At 59.8% G+C, this 23,759-nt stretch carries 21 protein-coding genes and 1 pseudogene; 10 read left to right on the forward strand and 12 right to left on the reverse strand.

What is annotated here, in order from left to right:
• Nucleotides 1-122: 122 nt before the first annotated feature.
• The gene (gene mgtA, locus C1N69_RS02475; protein ID WP_155030614.1) at nucleotides 123-2,831 is read left to right on the forward strand and encodes a magnesium-translocating P-type ATPase; all 2,709 of its coding nucleotides are present in this window, start codon (nucleotides 123-125) and stop codon (nucleotides 2,829-2,831) included.
• Between the two features lie 199 nt (nucleotides 2,832-3,030).
• Nucleotides 3,031-5,415 carry a beta-N-acetylhexosaminidase gene (locus tag C1N69_RS02480; protein WP_155030615.1) on the forward strand — a complete coding sequence of 795 codons (2,385 nt, stop codon included), beginning with the start codon at nucleotides 3,031-3,033 and terminating at the stop codon, nucleotides 5,413-5,415.
• A gap of 52 nt (nucleotides 5,416-5,467) precedes the next feature.
• Here the strand turns inward: C1N69_RS02480 and ridA are convergent, their stop codons facing one another.
• From ridA to C1N69_RS02500, 4 genes are all read right to left on the reverse strand, one after another.
• Nucleotides 5,468-5,854: a 2-iminobutanoate/2-iminopropanoate deaminase gene (gene ridA, locus C1N69_RS02485; protein WP_008501391.1), complete on the reverse strand. Its 387-nt coding sequence runs from the start codon at nucleotides 5,852-5,854 to the stop codon at nucleotides 5,468-5,470.
• A 73-nt stretch (nucleotides 5,855-5,927) separates the two neighbouring features.
• Nucleotides 5,928-6,389: an aspartate carbamoyltransferase regulatory subunit gene (pyrI, locus tag C1N69_RS02490; protein WP_025759901.1), complete on the reverse strand. Its 462-nt coding sequence runs from the start codon at nucleotides 6,387-6,389 to the stop codon at nucleotides 5,928-5,930.
• A 12-nt stretch (nucleotides 6,390-6,401) separates the two neighbouring features.
• Entirely contained in the window at nucleotides 6,402-7,334 is a 933-nt protein-coding gene (gene pyrB / locus C1N69_RS02495) for an aspartate carbamoyltransferase (RefSeq protein ID WP_025759900.1), read from the reverse strand.
• Between the two features lie 34 nt (nucleotides 7,335-7,368).
• On the reverse strand, nucleotides 7,369-7,473 hold the full coding sequence (locus C1N69_RS02500; RefSeq protein ID WP_022646880.1) for a pyrBI operon leader peptide: 105 nt from the start codon (nucleotides 7,471-7,473) through the stop codon (nucleotides 7,369-7,371).
• On the opposite strand from C1N69_RS02500, the pseudogene C1N69_RS23120 reads away from it, so the two are divergent.
• Nucleotides 7,453-7,570 (forward strand): annotated as a pseudogene (locus tag C1N69_RS23120) (hypothetical protein). The gene C1N69_RS02500 and the pseudogene C1N69_RS23120 sit on opposite strands and share 21 nt — an antisense overlap.
• Before the next feature lie 3 nt (nucleotides 7,571-7,573).
• Here the strand turns inward: C1N69_RS23120 and C1N69_RS02505 are convergent.
• From C1N69_RS02505 to arcA, 5 genes are all read right to left on the reverse strand, one after another.
• Complete coding sequence (locus C1N69_RS02505; RefSeq protein WP_025759899.1) at nucleotides 7,574-8,053, reverse strand: arginine repressor; 480 nt, start codon at nucleotides 8,051-8,053, stop codon at nucleotides 7,574-7,576.
• Nucleotides 8,054-8,128: 75 nt separating this feature from the next.
• Nucleotides 8,129-9,532, reverse strand: coding sequence for a YfcC family protein (locus tag C1N69_RS02510; RefSeq protein WP_155030616.1), 1,404 nt, complete (start codon nucleotides 9,530-9,532; stop codon nucleotides 8,129-8,131).
• Nucleotides 9,533-9,579: 47 nt separating this feature from the next.
• A complete protein-coding gene (gene argF / locus C1N69_RS02515) occupies nucleotides 9,580-10,584 on the reverse strand; it encodes an ornithine carbamoyltransferase (RefSeq protein ID WP_095441804.1) in 1,005 nt (334 codons plus the stop codon).
• A gap of 26 nt (nucleotides 10,585-10,610) precedes the next feature.
• Nucleotides 10,611-11,522: a carbamate kinase gene (arcC, locus tag C1N69_RS02520; protein ID WP_155030617.1), complete on the reverse strand. Its 912-nt coding sequence runs from the start codon at nucleotides 11,520-11,522 to the stop codon at nucleotides 10,611-10,613.
• 9 nt (nucleotides 11,523-11,531) lie between these two features.
• Nucleotides 11,532-12,752: an arginine deiminase gene (gene arcA / locus C1N69_RS02525; RefSeq protein WP_155030618.1), complete on the reverse strand. Its 1,221-nt coding sequence runs from the start codon at nucleotides 12,750-12,752 to the stop codon at nucleotides 11,532-11,534.
• Nucleotides 12,753-13,487: 735 nt separating this feature from the next.
• On the opposite strand from arcA, the gene yagE reads away from it, so the two are divergent.
• The 4 genes from yagE (at nucleotide 13,488) to C1N69_RS02545 (ending at nucleotide 19,608) form a co-directional block, all read left to right on the forward strand.
• Nucleotides 13,488-14,396, forward strand: a complete 909-nt coding sequence (yagE, locus tag C1N69_RS02530) for a 2-keto-3-deoxygluconate aldolase (protein ID WP_155030619.1) — start codon at nucleotides 13,488-13,490, stop codon at nucleotides 14,394-14,396.
• A 14-nt stretch (nucleotides 14,397-14,410) separates the two neighbouring features.
• Nucleotides 14,411-16,378: a xylonate dehydratase YagF gene (gene yagF, locus C1N69_RS02535; protein ID WP_155030620.1), complete on the forward strand. Its 1,968-nt coding sequence runs from the start codon at nucleotides 14,411-14,413 to the stop codon at nucleotides 16,376-16,378.
• 225 nt (nucleotides 16,379-16,603) lie between these two features.
• A complete protein-coding gene (locus tag C1N69_RS02540) occupies nucleotides 16,604-17,986 on the forward strand; it encodes an MFS transporter (protein WP_155030621.1) in 1,383 nt (460 codons plus the stop codon).
• An 11-nt stretch (nucleotides 17,987-17,997) separates the two neighbouring features.
• Nucleotides 17,998-19,608: a glycoside hydrolase family 43 protein gene (locus C1N69_RS02545; protein ID WP_155030622.1), complete on the forward strand. Its 1,611-nt coding sequence runs from the start codon at nucleotides 17,998-18,000 to the stop codon at nucleotides 19,606-19,608.
• Between the two features lie 4 nt (nucleotides 19,609-19,612).
• Here the strand turns inward: C1N69_RS02545 and xynR are convergent, their stop codons facing one another.
• The 3 genes from xynR to argL all read right to left on the reverse strand — a co-directional run bounded on the left by xynR (nucleotide 19,613) and on the right by argL (nucleotide 21,632).
• Nucleotides 19,613-20,371, reverse strand: a complete 759-nt coding sequence (gene xynR, locus C1N69_RS02550; protein WP_155030623.1) for a DNA-binding transcriptional repressor XynR — start codon at nucleotides 20,369-20,371, stop codon at nucleotides 19,613-19,615.
• Nucleotides 20,372-20,562: 191 nt separating this feature from the next.
• Nucleotides 20,563-21,567 (reverse strand): ornithine carbamoyltransferase, encoded by a 1,005-nt coding sequence (argF, locus tag C1N69_RS02555; RefSeq protein ID WP_155030624.1) that lies wholly within the window; start codon nucleotides 21,565-21,567, stop codon nucleotides 20,563-20,565.
• Nucleotides 21,537-21,632, reverse strand: coding sequence for a putative translational regulatory protein ArgL (gene argL / locus C1N69_RS22835; RefSeq protein WP_213014347.1), 96 nt, complete (start codon nucleotides 21,630-21,632; stop codon nucleotides 21,537-21,539). The genes argF (C1N69_RS02555) and argL overlap by 31 nt, the downstream gene beginning before the upstream one ends.
• A 99-nt stretch (nucleotides 21,633-21,731) precedes the next feature.
• On the opposite strand from argL, the gene rraB reads away from it, so the two are divergent.
• From rraB to C1N69_RS02570, 3 genes are read left to right on the forward strand one after another with little or no spacing between them, the layout of a single operon-like run.
• Complete coding sequence (gene rraB / locus C1N69_RS02560; RefSeq protein WP_025759886.1) at nucleotides 21,732-22,157, forward strand: ribonuclease E inhibitor RraB; 426 nt, start codon at nucleotides 21,732-21,734, stop codon at nucleotides 22,155-22,157.
• A gap of 46 nt (nucleotides 22,158-22,203) precedes the next feature.
• Nucleotides 22,204-22,962 carry a tRNA isopentenyl-2-thiomethyl-A-37 hydroxylase MiaE gene (miaE, locus tag C1N69_RS02565; RefSeq protein WP_155030625.1) on the forward strand — a complete coding sequence of 253 codons (759 nt, stop codon included), beginning with the start codon at nucleotides 22,204-22,206 and terminating at the stop codon, nucleotides 22,960-22,962.
• A gap of 30 nt (nucleotides 22,963-22,992) precedes the next feature.
• Nucleotides 22,993-23,724, forward strand: a complete 732-nt coding sequence (locus C1N69_RS02570) for a topoisomerase II (RefSeq protein ID WP_155030626.1) — start codon at nucleotides 22,993-22,995, stop codon at nucleotides 23,722-23,724.
• Nucleotides 23,725-23,759: the final 35 nt, after the last annotated feature.

A 23,759-nucleotide genomic window follows, 5' to 3' on the forward strand; every position in this document is an offset into this window, starting at 1 on the left:
GGTGATGTGAGGCAGCAGCGTCATACACGTTCCTGCTTGAAAAATTGAGTGCCGCTCAGGTACGGCTTTGCCACGCCTGAAGGAAAAGCTGCGTCCGCGCTTGCGGATGCGGAGGAATGACTATGTTTAAAAATATCACCCGGCAGCTGCAGGCCCTGCTGAGCCGCCACCTGCCACACCGTCTTGTTCAGCGCGACCCGCTGCCCACGGCCAAAAACATGGCGGGCGCCGCGATCCCCGCGTCCCTGACCGAACGCTGCCTGAACGTGGCGGCGATGGATGAAAACGAAGTCTGGCGCGCGTTTGGTGGGCATCCGGAAGGGCTGAACGCGGCAGAAGTGGAAAAAATCCGCGCCGTGCACGGTGATAATCAGATCCCGGCGCAAAAGCCGTCTCCGTGGTGGGTGCATCTGTGGCTCTGCTACCGCAACCCGTTTAATTTACTGCTGACGGTACTTGGCGCGATCTCTTACGCCACTGAAGATCTGTTTGCCGCAGGCGTGATCGCCCTGATGGTGGGGATCTCCACGCTGCTGAACTTTATACAGGAAGCCCGCTCCACCAAAGCGGCGGACGCCCTGAAGGCGATGGTCAGCAACACCGCAACCGTCTCGCGCGTGATCAACGATCTCGGTGAAAACGCCTGGGTTGAACTGCCCATTGACCAGCTGGTGCCGGGCGATCTGGTGAAGCTGGCCGCGGGGGATATGATCCCGGCGGATTTACGTATCATTCAGGCACGGGATCTGTTCGTGGCGCAGGCCTCCCTGACCGGGGAGTCCCTGCCCGTTGAAAAGGTGGCGCGCAGCCGCGACCCGCAGCAGATGAACCCGCTTGAGTGCGACACCCTGTGCTTTATGGGCACCACGGTGGTCAGCGGTACGGCGCAGGCGATCGTCACCGCCACCGGAGGCAACACCTGGTTTGGTCAGCTTGCCGGGCGCGTCAGCGAGCAGGAGAGCGAACCGAATGCTTTCCAGAAAGGAATTGGCCGCGTCAGCATGCTGCTGATCCGCTTTATGATGGTGATGACGCCGATCGTGCTGCTGATCAACGGCTACACCAAAGGCGACTGGTGGGAAGCGGCGCTGTTTGCGCTCTCCGTGGCCGTCGGCTTAACCCCGGAAATGCTGCCGATGATCGTCACCTCCACGCTGGCGCGCGGGGCGGTGAAGCTCTCTAAACAGAAAGTGATCGTCAAACACCTCGACGCCATTCAGAACTTTGGCGCGATGGACATTCTCTGCACCGATAAAACCGGCACCCTGACGCAGGACAAAATCGTGCTGGAGAACCACACCGATATTTCCGGCAAAACCAGCGAGCGCGTGCTGCACAGCGCCTGGCTGAATAGCCACTACCAGACCGGGCTGAAAAACCTGCTCGACGTGGCGGTGCTGGAAGGGGTGGACGAGGAGGCTGCCCGCACGCTCTCCGGGCGCTGGCAGAAGGTGGATGAGATCCCGTTCGATTTCGAGCGCCGCCGGATGTCGGTGGTGGTGAGCGAGCAGGCAGATGTCCATCAGCTGATCTGCAAAGGGGCGCTGCAGGAGATCCTGAACGTGTCGACGCAGGTGCGCTATAACGGCGACATCGTGCCGCTGGATGACACCATGCTGCGCCGCATCAGGCGCGTCACCGATAACCTGAACCGACAGGGGCTGCGGGTGGTGGCGGTGGCGAGCAAATTCCTGCCCGCGCGCGAGGGGGACTATCAGCGAATCGACGAATCCGATCTGATCCTCGAGGGTTACATCGCCTTCCTCGATCCGCCGAAAGAGACCACCGCCCCGGCGCTGAAAGCGCTGAAGGCGAGCGGTATCACCGTGAAAATCCTCACCGGCGACAGCGAGCTGGTGGCGGCCAAAGTGTGCCATGAAGTGGGGCTGGACGCGGGTGATGTGGTGGTGGGGAGCGACATTGAACCGCTCTCCGATGACGAGCTGGCTCAGCTTGCCCGGCGCACCACGCTGTTTGCCCGTCTGACACCGATGCACAAAGAGCGCATTGTTACCCTGCTGCGCCGCGAAGGGCACGTGGTGGGCTTTATGGGTGACGGCATCAACGACGCGCCCGCGCTGCGTGCGGCGGATATTGGTATCTCCGTTGACGGGGCGGTGGATATCGCCCGCGAAGCGGCGGATATCATCCTGCTGGAAAAGAGCCTGATGGTGCTGGAAGAGGGCGTCATTGAAGGCCGTCGCACCTTCGCCAACATGCTCAAGTACATCAAGATGACCGCCAGCTCCAACTTCGGTAACGTATTCAGCGTGCTGGTGGCGAGCGCCTTTCTGCCGTTCCTGCCGATGCTGCCGCTGCATCTGCTGATCCAGAACCTGATGTACGATGTCTCTCAGGTGGCGATCCCGTTTGATAACGTCGACGACGAGCAGATCCAGAAACCGCAGCGCTGGAACCCGGCGGATCTGGGTCGCTTTATGCTGTTCTTTGGCCCCATCAGCTCCGTCTTTGACATCCTGACCTTCTGCCTGATGTGGTTTGTGTTCCACGCCAACACCCCGGAACATCAGACCCTGTTCCAGTCCGGCTGGTTCGTGGTGGGACTGCTGTCGCAGACGCTGATTGTGCATATGATCCGCACCCGCCGCATTCCGTTCCTCCAGAGCCATGCCGCGTGGCCGCTGATTGTGATGACGGGGATTGTGATGGCGCTGGGTATCGCACTGCCGTTCTCACCGCTGGCAGGTTACCTGCAGCTGCAGGCGTTGCCGCTGAGTTATTTCCCGTGGCTGGTGGCGATCCTCGCCGGTTATATGGTGCTGACGCAGATGGTGAAAGGGTTCTATGCGCGTCGGTATGGGTGGCAGTAACGGCAAGCCCGGTGGCGCTGCGCTTACCGGGCCTACGATCAGAACGTAGGCCGGGTAAGGCGAAGCCGCCACCCGGCACTAGCTTTCCTCCCAAATTCAACAACCTGTGATCTCCGTCGGCGCATTCGCTTGACGACAAATTGAGCGCATGTTAACAGAATGTTTTGCCTTTATTTGGCCCGTCAGATAAGGAACATTCATGTTACGGTACAGCCTCTTAACCGCCGGTCTGTTGCTCGGCGCGTCGGCGTTTGCCGCCCCGGCAGGCGATCTCCCGTTGATGCCCTGGCCTGCGAAGGTCGAACGCCCAACCACCCAGGGCGCACTGGTGCTGAGCAACAACGTTTCCGTAAGCGTCAGCGGGGACGATCTCGGTGATGCGGTGAACCGTCTGCGTCAGCGTATCGCCCTGCAAACCGGCTGGACGCTGCAGCCGCAGGCTGATAAGCCGGAAAAACCGACCATCCGCATTGCTATTGCCAAAAAAGTGAAGCCGCAGCCGCTGCCGGACAGCGACGAAAGCTATAAGCTCACGGTGGATGCCAACGGGGTGGATATCTCCGCCAACACCCGCTTCGGCGCGCTGCGCGCCATGGAAACCCTGCTCCAGCTGATACAAAACGGCGCGGAAAACACCTCCCTGCCGTGGGTGTCGATTGAGGATTCCCCGCGCTTCCCGTGGCGCGGGCTGCTGCTGGACTCGGCGCGCCACTTTATCCCGCTGCCGGATATCAAGCGCCAGATTGACGGCATGGCCGCGGCCAAGCTAAACGTGCTGCACTGGCATCTCACCGACGATCAGGGCTGGCGCTTCAGCTCGACGCGCTATCCCAAACTGACCCGGCTTGCCAGCGATGGCCTGTACTACACTCCGGAAGAGATGCGTGAGGTCGTGCGTTACGCTACCGAGCGCGGCATCCGCGTGGTGCCGGAAATCGACATGCCGGGCCACGCCTCGGCCATCGCCGTGGCCTACCCGGAGCTGATGAGCGCGCCGGGGCCGTATCAGATGGAGCGCCACTGGGGCGTGCTCAAACCGGTGCTGGACCCGACCAAAGACGCCACGTACACCTTTGCTGAGGCGATGGTCAGCGAACTGGCGGCGATCTTCCCCGATCCGTATCTGCATATCGGCGGTGACGAGGTGGACGACAGCCAGTGGAAAGCGAACCCGGCCATTCAGCAGTTTATGCGCGATAAGAAGCTTGCTGACAGCCACGCGTTGCAGGCTTACTTCAACCGCAGGCTGGAAACGATCCTTGAAAAGCATCACCGGCAGATGGTCGGCTGGGACGAGATCTACCATCCCGATCTGCCGAAAAGCATTCTGATCCAGTCCTGGCAGGGGCAGGATGCGCTGGGGCAGGTGGCGCAGAACGGCTATAAAGGGATCCTCTCTACGGGCTTCTATCTCGATCAGCCGCAGTCCACCGCCTACCACTACCGCAACGAGATCGTCCCGCAGGGCTTAAACGGCGTGGATGTCATAGCAGACACCGACAGCGCCCAGAGCTGGGCCTTCTCTATGCCGCGCCTGAAGGGGAAGCCGGTGGAGGGAAGCTTCACGCTGGTGAAAGGGGAATCAGGCTGGCGCGGGTTTATTGATTTTGCCGGCAAATCCCGCCGCGCGGTACAGGACATTGCCTGGCGCGATGACAACCAGGTGACCTTTACCGTCGACACCTGGATGGGGGAAACCCGTCCGGTGGTATCGGTGGATAACGATAAGCTCACCGGCTACTTCCTGGTGGGGAACGTCCGCTATCCGATTAGCGGCACGCGTCTGGACGAGGTCCCTGAAGGGACGCCGCCGGTGGTGCCGGACGCCGCGCATCAGGTTAACCTGCTCGGCGGTGAAGCCGCGCTGTGGGCGGAAAACGTGGTGGCGCCGGTGCTCGATATCCGCCTGTGGCCGCGTACGTTTGCGGTCGCGGAGCGTCTGTGGTCCGCGCAGGATGTCAACGACGTCGACAACATGTACACCCGCCTGCAGGCGATGGACAGCTGGTCGACGGTGTCGGTCGGGCTACAACAGCACACCCAGCAGCAGGTGCAGTTCACGCGCCTCGCCGGTAATGCCGACACCCTGCCGCTGCAAATCCTCGCCCAGGCCGTTGAACCCGCGCAGTACTACACCCGCCAGCACCTGAAGTTCCAGGCCGGAAACTACCATCAGTTTGAACCGCTCAACCGCTTCGCGGATGCGCTGAACGCCGAGAGCGCCACCGTGCGGCAGATGAACAAATGGGCCGATCGACTGGTGAGCGATGCGGAAGACACGGAAAGCGCCGAGGCGCTGCGTCATGTGTTCAACCGCTGGCAGAGCAACACCAGCGATGCGCTGGCGTTAAGCGAAAACAGCTATCAGCTGAAGGCGATCAAACCGGTGATTCAGGAGGTCGACAAGCTTGCGTCGATTGGCCTGCGGCTCACCGACCTGGTGGCGCGGCAGGGCACGCTGGACGATAAAGAAATAGCCTCGATTCAGGGCGAGCTGGATAACGCGGCGAAGGTGCAGGACGAGGTGGTGATTGCGGCGGTCTATCCGCTGGAGACGCTGCTTCGCGCCACGCGGAATCAGTAGCGGGCCATAAAAAAAGGCAGCCTGGGCTGCCTTTTTTCATCGCCAAAGCGAATTAGCGACGTACCGCAATCGCTTCGATTTCAATCTTCACGTCTTTTGGCAGACGGGCCACTTCCACGCAGGAGCGCGCCGGGAAGGTGGCGTTGTGCTCGGTGAAGAAGGCTTCGTAAGTGGCGTTAACGGTCGCGAAATCGTTCAGATCTTTCACGAAAACGGTGGTTTTCACAATATCGCCCACTTTCAGGCCTGCAGATTCCACGATAGCCTGCACGTTTTCCAGCGACTGACGCGCCTGTGCCGCTACGTCTTCCGGCACCGCGCCGGTTTTCGGGTTCACCGGGATCTGACCTGAAGTGATGATCATGCTGCCCAGATCAACGCCCTGAACGTAGGGGCCGATAGCCGCGGGTGCATTTTCCGTCGCGAGTACTTTGCTCATGTTTTCTCCAGAATGACAGCGTTAAGAATGTTCCCGGCCATTATAACAGCCGGGATTTCATTACCAACCTCAATTAGTTGGCCAGCACCACATAATGAGAAAACTCTTTTTCGCAGTATTTGCATTTGAGCGCGATGTCATCGGCGCGTTTTTTCACTGCAAAGCTGGAGGACACCGGCTCAGCGTGGCTGATGCAGTTGCTGTTCGGGCAGACCAGCACGCTCTCAATGCGTTCCGGCAGGCTCGGACGGGATTTGCCGACCACTTCATACTCGTCGATGCGGTTGACGGTGGCCTCCGGCGCGTACAGCGACAGCTGGTTGACCTGCTCGTCGGTCAGGAAGGTATTCTCAATCTTGATCAGATCTTTGCGGCCCATCTCGCCCGACGGCAGGTTCAGGCCGATGGTGATGCGCTGGTCGGTTTCGGTCAGTTTGAACAGCGTCAGCAGCTTAAAGCCCACCTGCGCAGGGATGTGGTCAATCACGGTGCCACGCTTGATGGCTTCAACCTGGAGTTTGTTATCGTGTGTCATGGTCGTCTCCCCTTACAGAGCTAATTCGCGATTCAGAACCAGTGCCAGTAACGCCTGGCGGGCGAAGATGCCGTTCCCGGCCTGCTGGAAGTACCAGGCGTGCGGCGTTTTATCCACATCTGTGGTGATCTCATCGATGCGCGGCAGCGGGTGCAGGACCTTCATGTTGTCGCGCGCCCCCTCAAGGTCGCTGGCGCGCAGCACAAACTGCGCCTTCACGTTGGCATATTCGGACGGGTCCAGACGCTCTTTCTGCACGCGGGTCATGTACAGAATATCCACGTGGCTCATCACCTCTTCGATGCTCGCATGCAGGCTCCACTGAATGCCTTTTTCGTCCAGCATATCGAGGATGTACTGCGGCATGGCCAGCGCGTCCGGGGCGATGAAGAAGAAGCGGTTACCGTTAAATTTCGCCAGCGCCTGGGTCAGGGAGTGGACAGTACGGCCATATTTCAGGTCGCCGACCATGGCGATGTTCAGGTTCTCAAGCGTGCCCTGAGTTTCCTGAATGGTGAACAGATCCAGCAGGGTCTGCGTCGGGTGCTGGTTGGCACCGTCACCGGCGTTCAGTACCGGAATGCCGCCGGAAAACTCGGTTGCCAGGCGCGCCGCGCCCTCCTGCGGGTGACGCATCACGATCGCGTCCACATAGGTGCTGATCACTGAAATGGTATCCGCCAGAGTTTCGCCTTTCTTACCCAGCGACGTGTTGCTGCTGTCCGAGAAGCCCACCACGCTCGCGCCCAGGCGGTGCATCGAGGTTTCAAAGGAGAGGCGGGTGCGGGTGGAGGCTTCAAAGAAGCAGCTTGCAATCACCTTGTGCTTCAGCAGCTCCGGTTGCGGATTAGCCTTCAGTTTTGCCGCGGTTTCCAGAACCAGTTCCAGCTCTTCGCGGCTGAGGTCGTTTATGGAAATGATGTGTTTTTGATAAAGCGGATTCATGTTTATCTCCTGACGCCGGGCAAAAAAAAGCCCCTCAAATGAGGGGCTCTGGGAATAGATTGAGCAACGGGAAGAAAAACGGCAGGCCAGCGTCTGATTTCAGACGCGGTAAGACGTTGTGTCGTACACGCTTGACCATGCTTCCTCCCGGCAAATTGTCGGGCATTATACGCAGCTCGCTTTGCGGATCAAGCGATTTAATGCACGCTTTACTCAATGCAAACGGTTCTTTGTGAATATTAATTCGTTCTGAGTAAATAATTAATTTGCTTATGCACCAGCGCGGTGCGCTTCACCACCCGGGGGGCGACCCAGACGATACTGCTGCCGGCCACCACGCCTAAAATCTCCGGAAGCTGGTGATAATCCAGAATGCGCGCCACCGCGCGGCCATATCCGGCCACGGTGTGCACAAGGATAAATTCGCTATTATGCTCGACGCTCACCACCATTTCCGAAACGGTGCGTGCGGCGTCGGGAGCAGGGCGCAGTTGAGGATTCAACGAATAAATCTTTAGCCCTTTAGCATTTCGAATTTTTATGACTCCGAGCAACTTCAGCAGACGCGAAACGGTCGACTGGCTGATGCTGTCAAACCCTCTCTCCTGCAGGTCGCGGCGGATCTCTTCCTGGGAGATATAGCTCTTTTCTGCAATCAGGCGCTGACAGACCGTCAACTGGAGTTGTTCTTTTGGAGAGTAATCACCATATTCCGTCATAACTATTTCCCATGTAAGTGGCTGAAACAAAACGCCCGGTGGCGCTACGCTTACCGGGCCTACAACGTCAACACATCACAACACCGCCCCCAGGCTTAACGCCACCATAATCACCACCGTCAGGATCGCCAGCAGCGGCGCCACCCATTTCAGATAACGCACGTAAGGCACCCGGGCGATAGCCAGACCACCCATCACCACGGCTGAGGTTGGCGTGATGAGGTTAACGATGCCGGAGGCAGACTGGTAAGCCGTCACCACCAGGTCGCGGTTGACGTTAGCGAAATCGGCCAGCGGTGCCATGATCGGCATCGTCAGAACGGCCAGGCCGGATGAAGAAGGCACAAGAAATGACAGCACGACCTCCAGCCAGTACATCACGTTGATAAACGCCACCGTGGATAACCCGCTGACCAGCCCTTCCGCGCTGTGCAAAATGGTGTGGGTAATCATGCCCTTATCCATGATGACTACGATACCGCGCGCAATGCCGATAATCAGCGCGACGCCCAGCAAATCTCGTGCGCCGTTGATAAACGTCGAGGTCAGCTCCTCTTCGCTCATGCGGGCGATAAGCCCCACGATGATGGCGCTGGCGAGAAACACCGCCGAGATCTCCGCCATCCACCAGCCCAGCACCGCCACGCCGTAAATCATCACCGCGAAGGCGAGGGCAAAAATCACGAGGATGATTTTGCGCACCGGGGTAAATTCCAGAGACTGCTCCCCTTTGTTGCCGAGGAAATGGGCGCGGTTCTCCTCCTGCTTGTCGGCGACGATCGACAGCGACGGGTCCTGACGCACCTTACGGGCGTAACGCATCACCCACGCCACGCAGATGACCCAGCCAATCACCAGCAGCGCGATGCGCAACATGATGCCGTTGGTGAAGGGGATCCCGGCGGCGTTGGCAGCGATCACCGTGGCAAACGGGTTAATGGTGGAGCCGAGCGTGCCGATCCCCGCGCCGAGCAGCACGGTGGAAGCGGCGACAACCGGGTCGAACCGGGCGGCCAGCATTACCGGCACCAAGAGGGTATAGAAGGGCAGCGACTCCTCGGCCATGCCGTAAATCGTGCCGCCTGCGGCAAACAGCGCCATCAGGATCGGGATCATCCACTCTTCGCGTCCGCGCAGCCGGGTGGTGACGCGCTCGATCCCGGCGTCAATCGCCCCGGTTTTGGTGACGATCCCGAGAAATCCCCCGATGATCAGAATAAACAGCGCCACGTCGATCGCCCCGGCCTGGCCGGAAACCGGATCGTATAGCCCGGCGATGGGCGCCATCAGGACGGAAACGAGACCCTGCGGATGCGCCGCCACGTGCGCGTAGGTGCCGGCAACCGGCACTTCTTTGCCTAATGCCTCGTTCATTGCCATCTGGTACTGACCGGCCGGGATGATCCAGCTCAGCGCGGCGACGACGGCAATCAGAAAGAAGAGAATGGTGTAAGCGGAGGGAAACTTGAACTTGCCCATGATGTTCTCCTTAAACCCGGCGCACCCCGCGGCGCGCCGGGCGGTGATTAGTCGCCGAGTGTCGCCACCATGACCGCTTTAATGGTGTGCATGCGGTTCTCAGCTTCGTCGAAGACGATGGAGTTCGGTGATTCAAAGACCTCTTCCGTCACCTCCAGCCCCTTCAGGCCGTAGGCCATCTCGATTTCACGGCCCACTTTGGTGTGCTCGTTGTGGAACGCCGGCAGGCAGTGCATAAACTTGACGTTCGGGTTGCCGGTGGCTTTCATGACGTGCGCGTTGATTTGATACGGCTTCATCAGGCTGACGCGCTCGGCCCAGGCCTCCTTCGGCTCGCCCATGGAGACCCACACGTCGGTGTAGAGGAAATCCGCTCCCTTCACGCCCTCTTCCACGTCGTCGGTGAGGGTGATGCGCGCGCCCGTCTCTTTAGCGATGGCGCGGCACTGCTCAACCAGACCCGCTTCCGGCCAGAAGGATTTCGGCGCGACGAGGCGGATATCCATCCCCATTTTGGCCGCGCCGACCATCAGCGAGTTGCCCATGTTGTTTCGCGCGTCGCCGAGATAGGCAAAGCTCAGCTCCGGCAGGGTTTTACCCGGCGCGTGCTCCAGCATGGTCATCAGGTCGGCGAGGATTTGCGTTGGGTGGAATTCGTCGGTCAGGCCGTTCCACACCGGCACGCCCGCGTACTCGCCCAGCTCCTCGACGATGGCCTGCCCATAGCCGCGGTATTCGATGCCGTCATACATGCGGCCTAATACGCGGGCGGTGTCTTTCATCGACTCTTTATGGCCGATCTGCGAGCCGCTTGGGCCGAGGTAGGTGACCTGCGCGCCCTGGTCGAACGCGCCCACTTCAAAGGCGCAGCGGGTGCGGGTGGAGGTTTTTTCAAAGATCAGGGCGATGTTTTTCCCGATCAGAGTTTGCTTCTCGCGCCCGGCTTTTTTGGCGGCCTTCAGCTCAATGGCGAGGTCGATCAGGTACTGGATCTCTGCCGGGGTGTAGTCCAGCAGTTTGAGGAAGTTGCGGTTTTTCAGGTTGATGGTCATGGGTTAATCCCTTTTAAAATGTGTGCTCAGTTACGAATCAACGTGCCTTTCTCGCCCGCCAGGATCTCCGCGCCGTCGACCAGCGCGCCAATGCCGGCAATCCCGTTGCAGGCTTCAACGAACTCGCGACAGGCGGCCACCTTTGGCCCCATCGATCCGGCGTCGAACTGCATGCCTCTGAGCAGTTCCGGCGTCACCTGCGCCAGCGGGCGTTGGGTCGGTTTGCCCCAGTCGAGGTACACCGCGTCGGCATCGGTGAGGATCAGCAGGGCATCGGCCTCGATCTGGCGCGCCAGCAGGGCGGCGGAGAGGTCTTTGTCGATCACTGCCTCAATCCCGCGATAGCCGTTAGCGTTTTCCACCACCGGCACGCCGCCGCCGCCGTTGCAGATCACCAGGTGGTCGCGCTGGATAAGCGCCGAGATGGCGTCGCGCTCAACGATGCGCTTCGGCTGCGGAGAGGGCACCACGCGGCGGAAATAGCCGCCGTCGGCCCTGAACACCCAGCCTTTCTCCGCGGCCAGCGTTTTTGCCTGCGCTTCGCTGTAGACCGGGCCGATGTACTTGGTCGGGTTGCTGAAGGCCGGGTCGGCGGCGTCCACCTCCACCTGAGTGAGCAGGACGCTCACCTCGCGCTGGGGCAGGCTGTTTTTCAGCGCCTGCTGGAGCATGTAGCCGATCATCCCCTGGCTTTCCGCGCCGAGAACGTCCAGTGGATAAGGGGCAACTTTGTCGTAGGCGCTGTTCTGCAGCGCCAGCAGCCCGACCTGCGGCCCGTTGCCGTGCACCAGCACCACGCGCCACTGTGCCGTCAGCCCGGCGATGGTACGGGCGGCAAGCTCAATGTTCTGACGCTGGATGTCGGCCTCTAACGGTTCGCCGCGCCTGAGCAGGGCGTTGCCGCCCAGGGCCACAACCAGAGTGGGTTTTCGTTCCATGATGGCTCCTTAAATTCCGTCGCGTTCCAGCGGGCAGCTCATGCAGCGCGCGCCGCCGCGCCCGCGTCCCAGCTCGTCGCCCGGGATGGGCAGCACGGTGATACCGGCCTTGTCGTACTTCTCGTTGGTCCAGACGTTGCGCTCGTAGCCGATCACCACGCCCGGGCGAATGGTCAGCACGTTATTGGCGTCGTTCCACTGCTCGCGTTCGGCCTCAAAGGCGTCGCCGCCGGTGGTGATCAGACGCACCTGGTTAATACCGAGGGCTTTTTCAATGGCTTGCAGCAGGTCGGTTTCCTGGGTGCGCAGCAGGCCGCCGCGGCCGTCAGGGGTGAGCGTCCAGCACTGGGCGTCTTTGCGCACCACTTCCGGGTAGACGGAGAAGGTGTCGACGTCGATGTGGGTCATCACTGTGTCGAGGTGCATGCAGGAGCGGTGTTTTGGCAGCTCAACGGCGATCACGCGCTCGGCCTGGCGGTGTTTGAACAGGCTGTTGGCGAGGAACTCCACCCCCTGCGGGGTGGTGCGTTCGGACATGCCGATCAACACCGCGCCGCGGCCAATCACTAATACGTCACCGCCTTCTAAGGTGGCGTGGTCGTAATTAATATTTTCATCACCGAAATACTTAATAAATTCACCGTCGGCGAATGCCGGGTGCCAGCGATATATTGCCCGCAGGTTATTGGTTTCGCGCTGACGAGCCGGTTTGGCCATCGGGTTAATGGACACGCCGTTATAAATCCAGCACGAAGTATCACGGGTAAATAAATGGTTTGGCAGCGGCTTCATAATAAAATCATTCGCCGTGTGGGTATCGACGACCATATTTTTGATGGCCGCCGGAATTTCGCCGTAGGTTAATCCGCCGCTTAATCTGCGCGCCAGTTCGCGGTGCGGCATATCCGCCAGCCAGCCGCGGACGTCGCCGGCAAAGGTGGGCCCAAGGCGATAGTCGGAGATTTGCGTCTCCAGCAGCCAGGCTTTCGCCTCTGCGATATCAAGGGTTTGCGTCAGAAGGTCGGTCAACAGCAGGACTTCCACACCCTGCTCGCGCAGCGTGTTTGCGAAAATGTCATGCTCTTCACCCGCCCGTTCAACCGAGAGCACGTCATCGAAAAGCAGCTCCTGACAATTCGACGGCGTTAACCGTTTCAGACTTAAATTTGGGCGGTGCAGCATAACGCTACGCAATTGACCAATTTCAGAACCGACATAATGCTTTTCCATAATTATTCCTTTAACTGTTTTTCAGAATAAAAAGGGCATGCGCCATATTTGCTTAATTACATGGCGGCTAAGCTCAATTGATTTCGTGGTCAATAGTAGGCGCTTAAATAAACCGTATTGTGATGTTGCTCACGTGAAATTAGCGATCGGAGGATTTGTTTTCATTTGCATGATTCGCATCAGATAATGATTAATTTGATATTGTTGGCGGGTGAATAGCTAAGCAGGATCCGTTGGCATTATTTGGGTTTGTTATTATTTTGTAGAATTTAATGCTTTGACATAATTTGTTATATGATTGATTTTAAATGATTTAATTATCTCAGTGGAATGACTATGCATAATTATCAATTAACTATTTTTGACTTAAGAAAAATCAATAAATAATTATGGGATTTATTAGCAAATTATTAAAATGATAAAGTGTGAAGCTGCCGCGAGTTTTATGATGAAAGCAGTACGATCAGCAACTTAGCGCCGCGGTGTCATTACGCCGCGCTGAGGTTATGCATAACTACTGCATAAATGCCTGCGAGGGATTAACAGCAAATTAACACCGCGCCCGATAAACATGCGCTGGGGCACATCCCCTCGCATAATGTGATCCAGCTTAAATTTCCCGCACTCCCTCAACCCTTCCCATTTACCTGCGCTTTTTCTGCGTCATAGTATGATCGTTAAATTAATGAACGCTGTTCTATAATGTAGAACAAAATGATTCAGCAAGGAGATCTCATGCCGCAGTCCGCGTTGTTCACGGGGATCATTCCCCCCGTCTCCACCATATTTACCGCCGATGGCCAGCTCGATAAGCCGGGCACCGCCGCACTGATTGACGATCTGATCACCGCAGGCGTTGACGGCCTGTTCTTCCTCGGCAGCGGCGGCGAATTCTCCCAGCTCAGCGCCGAAGAGCGTAAAACCGTTGCCCGCTTCGCTATTGATCATGTCGATCGTCGTGTGCCGGTGCTGATCGGCACCGGCGGCACCAACGCCCGGGAAACCATTGAACTGAGCCAGCACGCCCAGCAGGCGGGTGCGGACGGCATCGTGGTGATCAACCCCTACTACTGGAAAGTGTCGGAAGCGAACCTGATTCGATACTTCGAACAGGTGGCCGACAGCGTGACGCTGCCGGTGATGCTCTATAACTTCCCGGCGCTGACCGGGCAGGATCTGACCCCGGCGCTGGTGAAAACCCTGGCCGACTCGCGCAGCAATATTATCGGCATCAAAGACACCATCGACTCTGTCGCCCATCTGCGCAGCATGATCCACACCGTCAAAGCGGCGCATCCGCACTTCACCGTGCTGTGCGGTTACGACGATCATCTCTTTAATACCCTGCTGCTCGGCGGCGACGGGGCGATCTCGGCGAGCGGCAACTTTGCCCCGCAGGTGTCGGTGAATCTGCTGAAAGCCTGGCGGGATAAAGACGTGGCGAAGGCGGCTGAGTATCATCAGACCTTACTGCAAATTCCGCAGATGTATCAGCTGGATACGCCGTTTGTGAACGTGATTAAAGAGGCGATCGTGCTCTGCGGCCGCCCGATTTCCACGCACGTGCTGCCGCCCGCGTCACCGCTGGACGAGCCGCGTAAGGCGCAGCTGAAAACCCTGCTGCAACAGCTCAAGCTCTGCTGAGTCGGACGATAACCATGACCATCGAGAAAATTTTCACCCCGCAGGATGATGCGTTTTATGCGGTGATCACCCATGCGGCGGGGCCGCAGGGCGCGCTGCCGCTGACCCCGCAGATGCTGATGGAATCCCCCAGCGGCAACCTGTTCGGCATGACGCAGAACGCCGGGATGGGCTGGGATGCCAACAAGCTGACCGGTAAAGAGGTGTTGATTATCGGCACCCAGGGCGGCATCCGCGCCGGTGACGGACGGCCGGTCGCGCTGGGCTACCACACCGGGCACTGGGAGATCGGCATGCAGATGCAGGCGGCGGCGAAGGAGATCACCCGCAACGGCGGGATCCCGTTTGCGGCCTTTGTCAGCGATCCGTGCGACGGTCGCTCGCAGGGCACGCACGGCATGTTCGACTCCCTGCCGTACCGCAACGACGCGGCGATCGTGTTTCGCCGCCTGATCCGCTCCCTGCCGACGCGCCGGGCGGTGATTGGCGTCGCAACCTGCGACAAAGGGCTGCCTGCCACCATGATTGCGCTGGCCTCGATGCACGACCTGCCGACCATTCTGGTGCCGGGCGGGGCGACGCTGCCGCCGACCGTGGGGGAAGACGCGGGCAAGGTGCAGACCATCGGCGCGCGCTTCGCCAACCATGAACTCTCGTTGCAGGAGGCTGCCGAGCTGGGCTGTCGCGCCTGCGCGTCGCCGGGTGGCGGCTGCCAGTTCCTCGGCACGGCGGGCACCTCGCAGGTGGTCGCGGAAGCGCTGGGTCTGGCGCTGCCGCACTCCGCGCTGGCACCGTCCGGACAGGCAGTGTGGCTGGAGATCGCCCGCCAGTCGGCGCGGGCGGTGAGCGAGCTGGATAACCGCGGCATCACCACGCGGGATATCCTCACCGATAAAGCCATCGAAAACGCGATGGTGATCCACGCGGCGTTCGGCGGCTCGACCAATTTACTGCTGCACATTCCGGCCATCGCCCACGCGGCGGGCTGCACTATTCCGGATGTTGAACACTGGACGCGCATCAACCGTAAGGTGCCGCGCCTGGTGAGCGTGCTGCCCAACGGCCCGGACTACCATCCGACCGTGCGGGCGTTCCTCGCCGGCGGCGTGCCGGAGGTGATGCTCCACCTGCGCGATCTCGGGCTGCTGCACCTGGACGCCATGACCGTGACCGGCCAGACGGTGGGCGAGAACCTCGACTGGTGGCAGGCGTCCGAACGCCGGGCGCGCTTCCGCCAGTGCCTGCGCGTGCAGGACGGCGTGGATCCGGATGACGTGATCCTGCCGCCGGAGAAGGCAAAAGCGAAAGGGTTGACCTCGACGGTCTGCTTCCCGACGGGCAACATCGCGCCGGAGGGTTCGGTGATCAAGGCCACGGCTATTGATCCGTCGGTGGTGGGTGACGATGGCGTTTACCGCCACACCGGCAGGGCGCGGGTGTTTGTCTCGGAAGCGCAGGCGATTAAGGCCATCAAGCGGGAAGAGATTAAGCAGGGCGATATCATGGTGGTGATCGGCGGCGGGCCGTCCGGCACCGGCATGGAGGAGACCTACCAGCTTACCTCCGCGCTGAAGCATATCTCGTGGGGCAAAACGGTGTCGTTAATCACCGATGCGCGCTTCTCGGGGGTATCGACAGGCGCCTGCTTCGGCCACGTGTCGCCGGAGGCGCTGGCGGGCGGGCCGATTGGCAAGCTGCGCGACAACGACATCATCGAGATTGCGGTCGACCGCCTGACCCTGACGGGCAGCGTCAACTTTATCGGCACCGCCGACCACCCGCTGACGCCGGAGGAGGGGGCCCGAGAGCTGGCGCTGCGGCAGACGCACCCGGACCTGCACGCCCACGACTTTTTGCCGGACGATACCCGGCTGTGGGCGGCACTGCAGTCGGTAAGCGGCGGCACCTGGAAAGGCTGTATTTATGACACTGATAAAATTATCGAGGTAATTAACGCCGGTAAAAAAGCGCTCGGCATTTAATTATTTTTTAGATGAAACCGTCTGCGGAAAATATTCCGCGGACGGTTTTCACTTGTCTGTAATTTCATAATTTAAACAATAAGTTGCGATATATCGTTGGCGTCACAAAAGCAAAATAACGTAATTCGGAAATAAGATATGACCATTGCTGGTTAATTGAACAGCTCATTACACTCCATTAACACGATGTTGTAATTCAGCACACTACATAAGGGTGTAATTCTGATGACGCAATTAACCATGAAAGACAAAATTGGCTACGGGCTGGGTGACACCGCCTGTGGCTTCGTCTGGCAGGCCACCATGTTCCTGCTGGCCTATTTCTACACCGACGTCTTCGGCCTGTCGGCGGGCATTATGGGCACGCTGTTTTTAATCTCCCGCGTGCTGGATGCCGTTACCGACCCGCTAATGGGGCTGCTGGTGGACCGCACCCGCACGCGGCACGGTCAGTTCCGCCCGTTCCTGCTGTGGGGCGCCATCCCGTTCGGCATTGTTTGCGTGCTGACCTTCTACACGCCGGACTTTTCCGCGCAGGGCAAAATCATCTATGCCTGCGTGACCTATATTCTGCTGACCCTGGTCTATACCTTCGTTAACGTGCCGTACTGCGCCATGCCGGGCGTCATCACCGCCGACCCGAAAGAGCGCCACGCCCTGCAGTCGTGGCGCTTTTTCCTCGCGGCGGCGGGCTCGCTTGCCATCAGCGGCATCGCGCTGCCGCTGGTGAGCATCATCGGCAAAGGGGACGAGCAGGTGGGCTATTTTGGCGCCATGTGCGTGCTGGGCCTGACCGGCGTGGTGCTGCTCTACATCTGCTTCTTCACCACCAAAGAGCGCTACACCTTTGAGGTGCAGCCGGGCTCGTCGGTAGCAAAAGATCTCAAACTGCTGCTCGGCAACGGCCAGTGGCGCATCATGTGCGCGTTCAAGATGATGGCGACCTGCTCCAACGTGGTGCGCGGCGGGGCGACGCTCTACTTCGTGAAATACGTGATGGATCACCCGGAGATGGCGACCCAGTTTTTACTCTACGGCAGCCTCGCCACCATGTTCGGCTCGCTCTGCTCCTCCCGCCTGCTGGGCCGCTTCGACCGTGTCACCGCCTTTAAGTGGATCATCGTCGCTTACTCGCTGATCAGCCTGCTGATTTTTGTCACCCCGGCGGAGCATATCGCGCTGATTTTCGCCCTCAACATTCTGTTCCTGTTCGTCTTTAACACCACCACGCCGCTGCAGTGGCTGATGGCCTCTGACGTGGTGGATTACGAGGAGAGCCGCAGCGGGCGCCGCCTCGACGGGCTGGTGTTCTCCACCTACCTGTTCAGCCTGAAGATTGGCCTGGCGATTGGCGGGGCGGTGGTGGGCTGGATCCTGGCGTACGTCAACTACTCCGCCAGCAGCAGCGTGCAGCCGGTCGAGGTGCTCACCACCATCAAAATTCTGTTCTGCGTGGTGCCGGTGGTGCTCTACGCGGGCATGTTCATCATGCTGTCGTTCTACAAGCTCACCGATGCCCGCGTGGAGGCCATCAGCCAGCAGTTGATCAAGCACCGCGCGGCGCAGGGCGAGGCCGTTCCCGACGCCGCGACAGCCGCATCCCATTAACCGGAGGCACTATGCAAATCACTAATCCCATTCTGACCGGCTTTAACCCGGACCCGTCCCTCTGCCGCCAGGGCGAGGACTACTACATCGCCACCTCGACCTTCGAATGGTTCCCCGGCGTGCGCATCTATCACTCCCGAGACCTGAAAAACTGGTCGCTGGTCAGCACCCCGCTGGACCGCGTGTCGATGCTGGACATGAAGGGCAACCCGGACTCCGGCGGCATCTGGGCGCCGTGCCTGAGCTACGCCGACGGTAAATTCTGGCTGCTCTATACCGACGTGAAGATTGTCGACTCGCCGTGGAAAAACGGCCGCAACTACCTCGTCACCGCGCCGTCCATCGAGGGGCCGTGGAGCGAGCCGATCCCGATGGGCAACGGCGGGTTTGACCCGTCCCTGTTCCACGACGACGATGGCCGCAAGTACTACCTCTACCGCCCGTGGGGGCCGCGCCACCACAGCAACCCGCACAACACCATCGTGCTGCAGGAATTCGATCCGCAGACCGGCACCCTCTCGCCCGAGCGCAAAACGCTGTTTACCGGCACGCCGCTCTGCTACACCGAGGGCGCGCACCTGTATCGCCATGCGGGATGGTACTACCTGATGGTGGCCGAGGGCGGTACCAGCTACGAGCACGCCGTGGTGGTGCTGCGTTCAAAAACCATAGACGGGCCTTACGAGCTGCACCCGGACGTGACGATGATGACCAGCTGGCACCTGCCGGAGAATCCGCTGCAGAAGAGCGGCCACGGCTCGCTGCTGCAGACCCATACCGGAGAATGGTACATGGCCTACCTCACCAGCCGCCCGCTGCGCCTGCCCGGTGTGCCGCTGCTGGCCTCCGGCGGGCGCGGCTACTGCCCGCTGGGGCGCGAGACCGGCATCGCCCGCATTGCGTGGCGCGACGGCTGGCCGTATGTGGAAGGCGGCAAGCACGCGCAACTGACCGTGAAAGGCCCGCAGGTGGCCGAGCAGCCCGCTGCCGTTCAGGGTAGCTGGCGGGAGGATTTCGACGCCAGTTCGCTCGACCCGGAACTGCAGACCCTGCGCATTCCGTTCGACGACACCCTCGGCTCGCTCACCGCGCGCCCGGGCTTCTTACGGCTCTACGGCAACGACTCGCTCAACTCGACCTTCACCCAGTCAACAGTGGCGCGTCGCTGGCAGCACTTTACCTTCCGGGCCGAGACGCGGATGCAGTTCTCGCCGGTCCACTTCCAGCAGAGCGCGGGGCTGACCTGCTACTACAACAGCAAAAACTGGAGCTACTGCTTTGTGGACTACGAGGAGGGGCAGGGGAGAACCATCAAAGTTATCCAGCTCGACCACAACGTGCCGTCGTGGCCGCTGCACGAGCAGCCCATTCCGGTGCCGGAGCATGCGGAGAGCGTCTGGCTGCGGGTGGACGTGGATACGCTGGTCTACCGCTACAGCTACTCGTTTGACGACGAGACGTGGCACACCGTGCCGGTCACCTATGAGGCGTGGAAGCTATCGGACGACTACATCGGCGGGCGCGGCTTCTTCACCGGCGCGTTTGTGGGGCTGCACTGCGAGGACATCAGCGGCGACGGCTGTCACGCGGACTTCGACTACTTCACCTACGAGCCGGCCTAACGGCTCAGGCCGGGTAGCCCAGCGCGCGTGAGAGCTGTAGCCCGGCCTGCTGAAGCTGCTCGCGGAAACTCGCCAGCCCGGCGTCGTCCACGCGGGAGGTCAGCGTCGACAGGCTCAGGGCGGCAATCACGCGGGACTCATGGTTCCACACCGGCACCGCCACGCAGCGAACGCCCTGCTCGTTCTCTTCGCTATCCAGGGCGTAGCCCTGTTCGCGGGTCTGCGCCAGGGCGCTTATTAGGGCTTCGCGAGAGGCGAGGGTGGCGGGAGTAAAGGTGGTGTACTGATAGCCCTCCAGCAGGGCGTTAAGCTCGGCCTCGCCCAGCCAGGCAATCAGCACCTTGCCGATGGCGGTGGCGTGAACCGGCAGGCGGCGGCCAATGCGCGAATAGGCGATGGCGGCCAGCTTGCCTTCAATCTTCTCGATATAGACCCCTTCACGCCCGTCCAGGATCCCCAGATGGGTGGTCTGCCCGGTCCGCTGTGACAGCTCTGTCAGCCAGCCTTTCGCCTTCTGACGAATATCGATGGAGCCCACGACGAAATGACCGCGCTCGACCAGCTTCATACCGAGGCGATATTTGCCGTTCTCCGGGTTCTGATCGATATAGCCGTGAAGCTGAAGGGTTTTCAGTAGCGAGTGGAGGGTACTCTTGCTCAGCCCCATCAGTTTGCTGATGTCGGTGATCTTAAGCTCGGTGGCCTGCTCGTTGAACAGGTCGAGGATCTGCAACGCACGTTCAACAGACTGAATAATCGGCATAATGCTGGCATGTCCACGCTGGAATTAAGGCGAAAACGTACCTTTTTCGGGGTGAAAAATCAATGAAATGGCGCTGGCCTGATCCGCCCGGCGGCGCTACGCTTGCACGGGCCTAGGGGTCGTGTAGGCCGGGTAAGCGCAGCGCCACCCGGCAAGAAGAGCGCACCGAATCAATAAACTGGGAGAGAGGATCACTCCCCAAGCGTCGCCACCATCACCGCTTTAATCGTATGCATCCGGTTTTCCGCCTGGTCGAACACAATGCTCGCCGCCGACTCAAACACCTCGTCCGTTACTTCCATCCCGCCGTGCAGATCGAACTCCTTCGCCATCTGCTTGCCGAGCGTGGTCTGGTCGTCATGGAACGCCGGCAGACAGTGCAGGAACTTCACGTCCGGGTTGCCGGTGAGCGCCATCATCTGCGCGTTCACCTGATACCCACGCAGCAGCGCAATCCGCTCCGCCCACTTCTCTTTGGCTTCGCCCATCGACACCCACACGTCGGTATAGATAAAGTCCGCGCCCTTCACGCCCGCCGCCACGTCTTCCGTCAGGGTGATCTTCCCGCCGTGCTTCTCCGCCAGCGCGCTGCACTCCGCCACCAGGCTCTCTTCTGGCCAGCAGGCTTTTGGAGCCACCAGGCGCAGATCCAGCCCGGTCAGCGCCGCCGCTTCCAGCATCGAGTTGCCCATGTTGTTGCGCGCGTCGCCTGCGTAGACCAGCGTCATCTCGTTAAACGCCTTGCCCGGCAGGTGCTCCTGCATGGTCAGCAGGTCCGCCAGCAGCTGGGTCGGGTGGAACTCATTGGTCAGCCCGTTCCACACCGGCACGCCCGCGTACTGCGCCAGCGTCTCGACCACTTCCTGACCGTGACCGCGATACTGAATGCCGTCGTACATCCGCCCGAGCACGCGCGCGGTGTCCTTAATTGACTCTTTATGCCCAATCTGGCTGCCGCTCGGCCCTAAATAGGTAACGCGCGCGCCCTGGTCAAATGCGGCAACTTCGAAAGAGCATCGTGTGCGGGTTGAGTCTTTTTCGAAGATGAGCGCGATGTTTTTACCGGTAAGCTTTTGTACTTCCTTGCCATTTTTTTTATCGGCTTTGAGCTGTGCGGCAAGAGTCAGCAGAGAGTTGAGCTGTGCAGGGGTAAAGTCGAGCAATTTCAGAAAGTGTTTCTTGTACAGATCAGACATTTTATCCTCACATGGCGAACGCCACTTATTGAATTAAAATTCACTTTATATGTGTAATTATTCATTTGCAACCCCGTTTCACAAATCTTTCCAACAAAGGTGGAGGCAAACCCGTCCGTGTGTGAAAATAGAAGTATCTGCCGCACTTTAAAGAGGATTGAGCCATGGCAAACCCGGAACACCTGGAAGAGCAACGCGAAGAGACGCGTCTGATTATTGAAGAGCTGCTGGAAGACGGTAGCGATCCGGACGCGCTGTACACCATCGAGCACCATTTCTCTGCGGATGATTTCGACGCGCTGGAAAAAATGGCGGTAGAAGCCTTCAAGCTGGGTTACGAAGTGACCGAGCCGGAAGAGCTGGAAGTGGAAGAGGGCGACACCGTCATCTGCTGCGACATCCTGAGCGAAGGCGCGCTGAAGGCGGAGCTAATTGATGCGCAGGTCGAACAGCTGATGAACCTGGCCGAGAAGTTTGACGTGGAGTACGACGGCTGGGGAACCTACTTCGAAGATCCGAACGGTGAAGACGGCGAAGAAGGCGACGACGAAGATTACATCGACGAAGACGACGACGGCGTGCGTCACTAAGCGTTTCAGGCGGTGGCCCGCGCCACCGCTTTTTCAAGGCAGAACCATGGATTACCTGCAGATACTCGCCCCCGTACTCAACTTCCTCCAGTGCCCGACCCCGCAAGCATGGATTGATAAAGCCCGCGACCCGGCGAACCTGCCGCTGCTGCTCACCGACCACATGGTGTGCGAGCTCAAGGCCGCCCAGACCGCGCTGCTGCTGGTGCGTAAATACGTCGCCGACGAAAGCGGTGCCGACGCGCTGCTCGACTGGCTCAAACCCTACGAACAGTTCACCTTCCGCGACGGCCCGGAGCCGGACTTCATCGCCCTGCACAGGCAGATTGGCAAAAGCGTGATGCCCAAAACCGACGACCCGTGGGGCCAGGCGCTTATCGGCAGCATGGTGCTACTGATTAAAGAGGAGCTGCACCACTTCTGGCAGGTGCGCGAGGCGATGCTGGCCCGCGACATTCCGTACGTCAAAATCACCGCCAGCCGTTACGCCAAAGGGATGCTGAAGGAGGTGCGCACCCACGAGCCGCTGACGCTGATCGACAAGCTTATCTGCGGTGCCTACATCGAAGCCCGCTCCTGCGAACGCTTCGCCGCGCTGGCCCCGTTCCTCGACGACGACCTGCAGAAGTTCTATCTCTCGCTGCTGCGCTCGGAAGCGCGCCACTATCAGGACTACCTGACGCTGGCTCAGCAGGTGAGCGACGACGATATCTCACCGCGGATAAAGCTTTTTGGCGAAATTGAAGCCACACTTATCTCGACACCGGACAACGAGTTTCGCTTCCACAGCGGCGTGCCGGTGTAAACCGGCATAGCGAAAGGATAAGGATGCGAGATGAATAAAACGTGGACCCGTATTGTGATTGTCGTCGTCGCGGCCGCCGCCGTGGCGTTCTGGGTGTACTTCGACAAACAGCGTATGCAGCGCACCCCTGAACAGCAGCTTGATACCACCCTCAACACGATGCCCGCCTGGCAGGTGATAAAAGAGCAGGAACCAGCGTTCCAGAAACGCATCCGCGAGCAGATCCTCACCATGCAGAAAGCGGGCGAGTCTGAACAGCACATCATCGACGTCATCCAGCCGCAGATTTTGACCCTGCAAATGTCGCGCCTGCAGCACGCCCCGGACGCCAACGTGGTGGATTATATGAAGGCCAACATGGAGCAGACCGCCGCCATCCAGAAGGTGAGCGACGACGCCTGTTTCCGCTTCCTCTACCCGGCGGTGAAAGGGGGCGTTAACCCGATGCGGGTGCTGGATAAAGAGATGATGGCCCGGCGCATGCAGGCCGACGCCGACATGATGCGCGCGGCCTACGGCAAAAACAGCCACACCGTGACCCCCGCCGAACGCGAGGCGGCTGTCGAGGATGTCCGACCGATTATGAAGGCGCTTGCCGATAAGTACGGCGAGGACATCCAGCTGCTGCAGACGCCGGAGAAGGCGGCGGGCAAAGAGAAGCTCTCCTGCGATATGGTGCAGGAGATGTGGGCGAAGGTGCTGGCGCTGCCGGAGCAGAAGGCGGCGAGGGTGATTCGGCTGGCGGTGTCGGAGCTGGACTGACGGTAGCGCTGGTTTTTTGGGCACTTAGCGCGGGT

This window comes from Enterobacter sichuanensis, assembly GCF_009036245.1.
GTDB classification, from domain to species: Bacteria; Pseudomonadota; Gammaproteobacteria; order Enterobacterales; family Enterobacteriaceae; genus Enterobacter; species Enterobacter sichuanensis.

Bases quoted from the DNA above. Each gene is read 5' to 3' on its own strand.
- C1N69_RS02570 (WP_155030626.1), top strand. From the start codon at position 22,993: ATGAATAAAACGTGGACCCGTATTGTGATTGTCGTCGTCGCGGCCGCC.
- pyrB (WP_025759900.1), bottom strand. From the start codon at position 7,334: ATGAATCCGCTTTATCAAAAACACATCATTTCCATAAACGACCTCAGC.
- rraB (WP_025759886.1), top strand. From the start codon at position 21,732: ATGGCAAACCCGGAACACCTGGAAGAGCAACGCGAAGAGACGCGTCTG.
- arcC (WP_155030617.1), bottom strand. From the start codon at position 11,522: ATGGAACGAAAACCCACTCTGGTTGTGGCCCTGGGCGGCAACGCCCTG.
- yagE (WP_155030619.1), top strand. From the start codon at position 13,488: ATGCCGCAGTCCGCGTTGTTCACGGGGATCATTCCCCCCGTCTCCACC.
- yagF (WP_155030620.1), top strand. From the start codon at position 14,411: ATGACCATCGAGAAAATTTTCACCCCGCAGGATGATGCGTTTTATGCG.
- mgtA (WP_155030614.1), top strand. From the start codon at position 123: ATGTTTAAAAATATCACCCGGCAGCTGCAGGCCCTGCTGAGCCGCCAC.
- ridA (WP_008501391.1), bottom strand. From the start codon at position 5,854: ATGAGCAAAGTACTCGCGACGGAAAATGCACCCGCGGCTATCGGCCCC.
- C1N69_RS02480 (WP_155030615.1), top strand. From the start codon at position 3,031: ATGTTACGGTACAGCCTCTTAACCGCCGGTCTGTTGCTCGGCGCGTCG.
- argF (WP_155030624.1), bottom strand. From the start codon at position 21,567: ATGTCTGATCTGTACAAGAAACACTTTCTGAAATTGCTCGACTTTACC.
- C1N69_RS02500 (WP_022646880.1), bottom strand. From the start codon at position 7,473: ATGGTCAAGCGTGTACGACACAACGTCTTACCGCGTCTGAAATCAGAC.
- argF (WP_095441804.1), bottom strand. From the start codon at position 10,584: ATGACCATCAACCTGAAAAACCGCAACTTCCTCAAACTGCTGGACTAC.
- argL (WP_213014347.1), bottom strand. From the start codon at position 21,632: ATGAATAATTACACATATAAAGTGAATTTTAATTCAATAAGTGGCGTT.
- miaE (WP_155030625.1), top strand. From the start codon at position 22,204: ATGGATTACCTGCAGATACTCGCCCCCGTACTCAACTTCCTCCAGTGC.
- xynR (WP_155030623.1), bottom strand. From the start codon at position 20,371: ATGCCGATTATTCAGTCTGTTGAACGTGCGTTGCAGATCCTCGACCTG.
- C1N69_RS02510 (WP_155030616.1), bottom strand. From the start codon at position 9,532: ATGGGCAAGTTCAAGTTTCCCTCCGCTTACACCATTCTCTTCTTTCTG.
- C1N69_RS02505 (WP_025759899.1), bottom strand. From the start codon at position 8,053: ATGACGGAATATGGTGATTACTCTCCAAAAGAACAACTCCAGTTGACG.
- C1N69_RS02540 (WP_155030621.1), top strand. From the start codon at position 16,604: ATGACGCAATTAACCATGAAAGACAAAATTGGCTACGGGCTGGGTGAC.
- C1N69_RS02545 (WP_155030622.1), top strand. From the start codon at position 17,998: ATGCAAATCACTAATCCCATTCTGACCGGCTTTAACCCGGACCCGTCC.
- pyrI (WP_025759901.1), bottom strand. From the start codon at position 6,389: ATGACACACGATAACAAACTCCAGGTTGAAGCCATCAAGCGTGGCACC.
- arcA (WP_155030618.1), bottom strand. From the start codon at position 12,752: ATGGAAAAGCATTATGTCGGTTCTGAAATTGGTCAATTGCGTAGCGTT.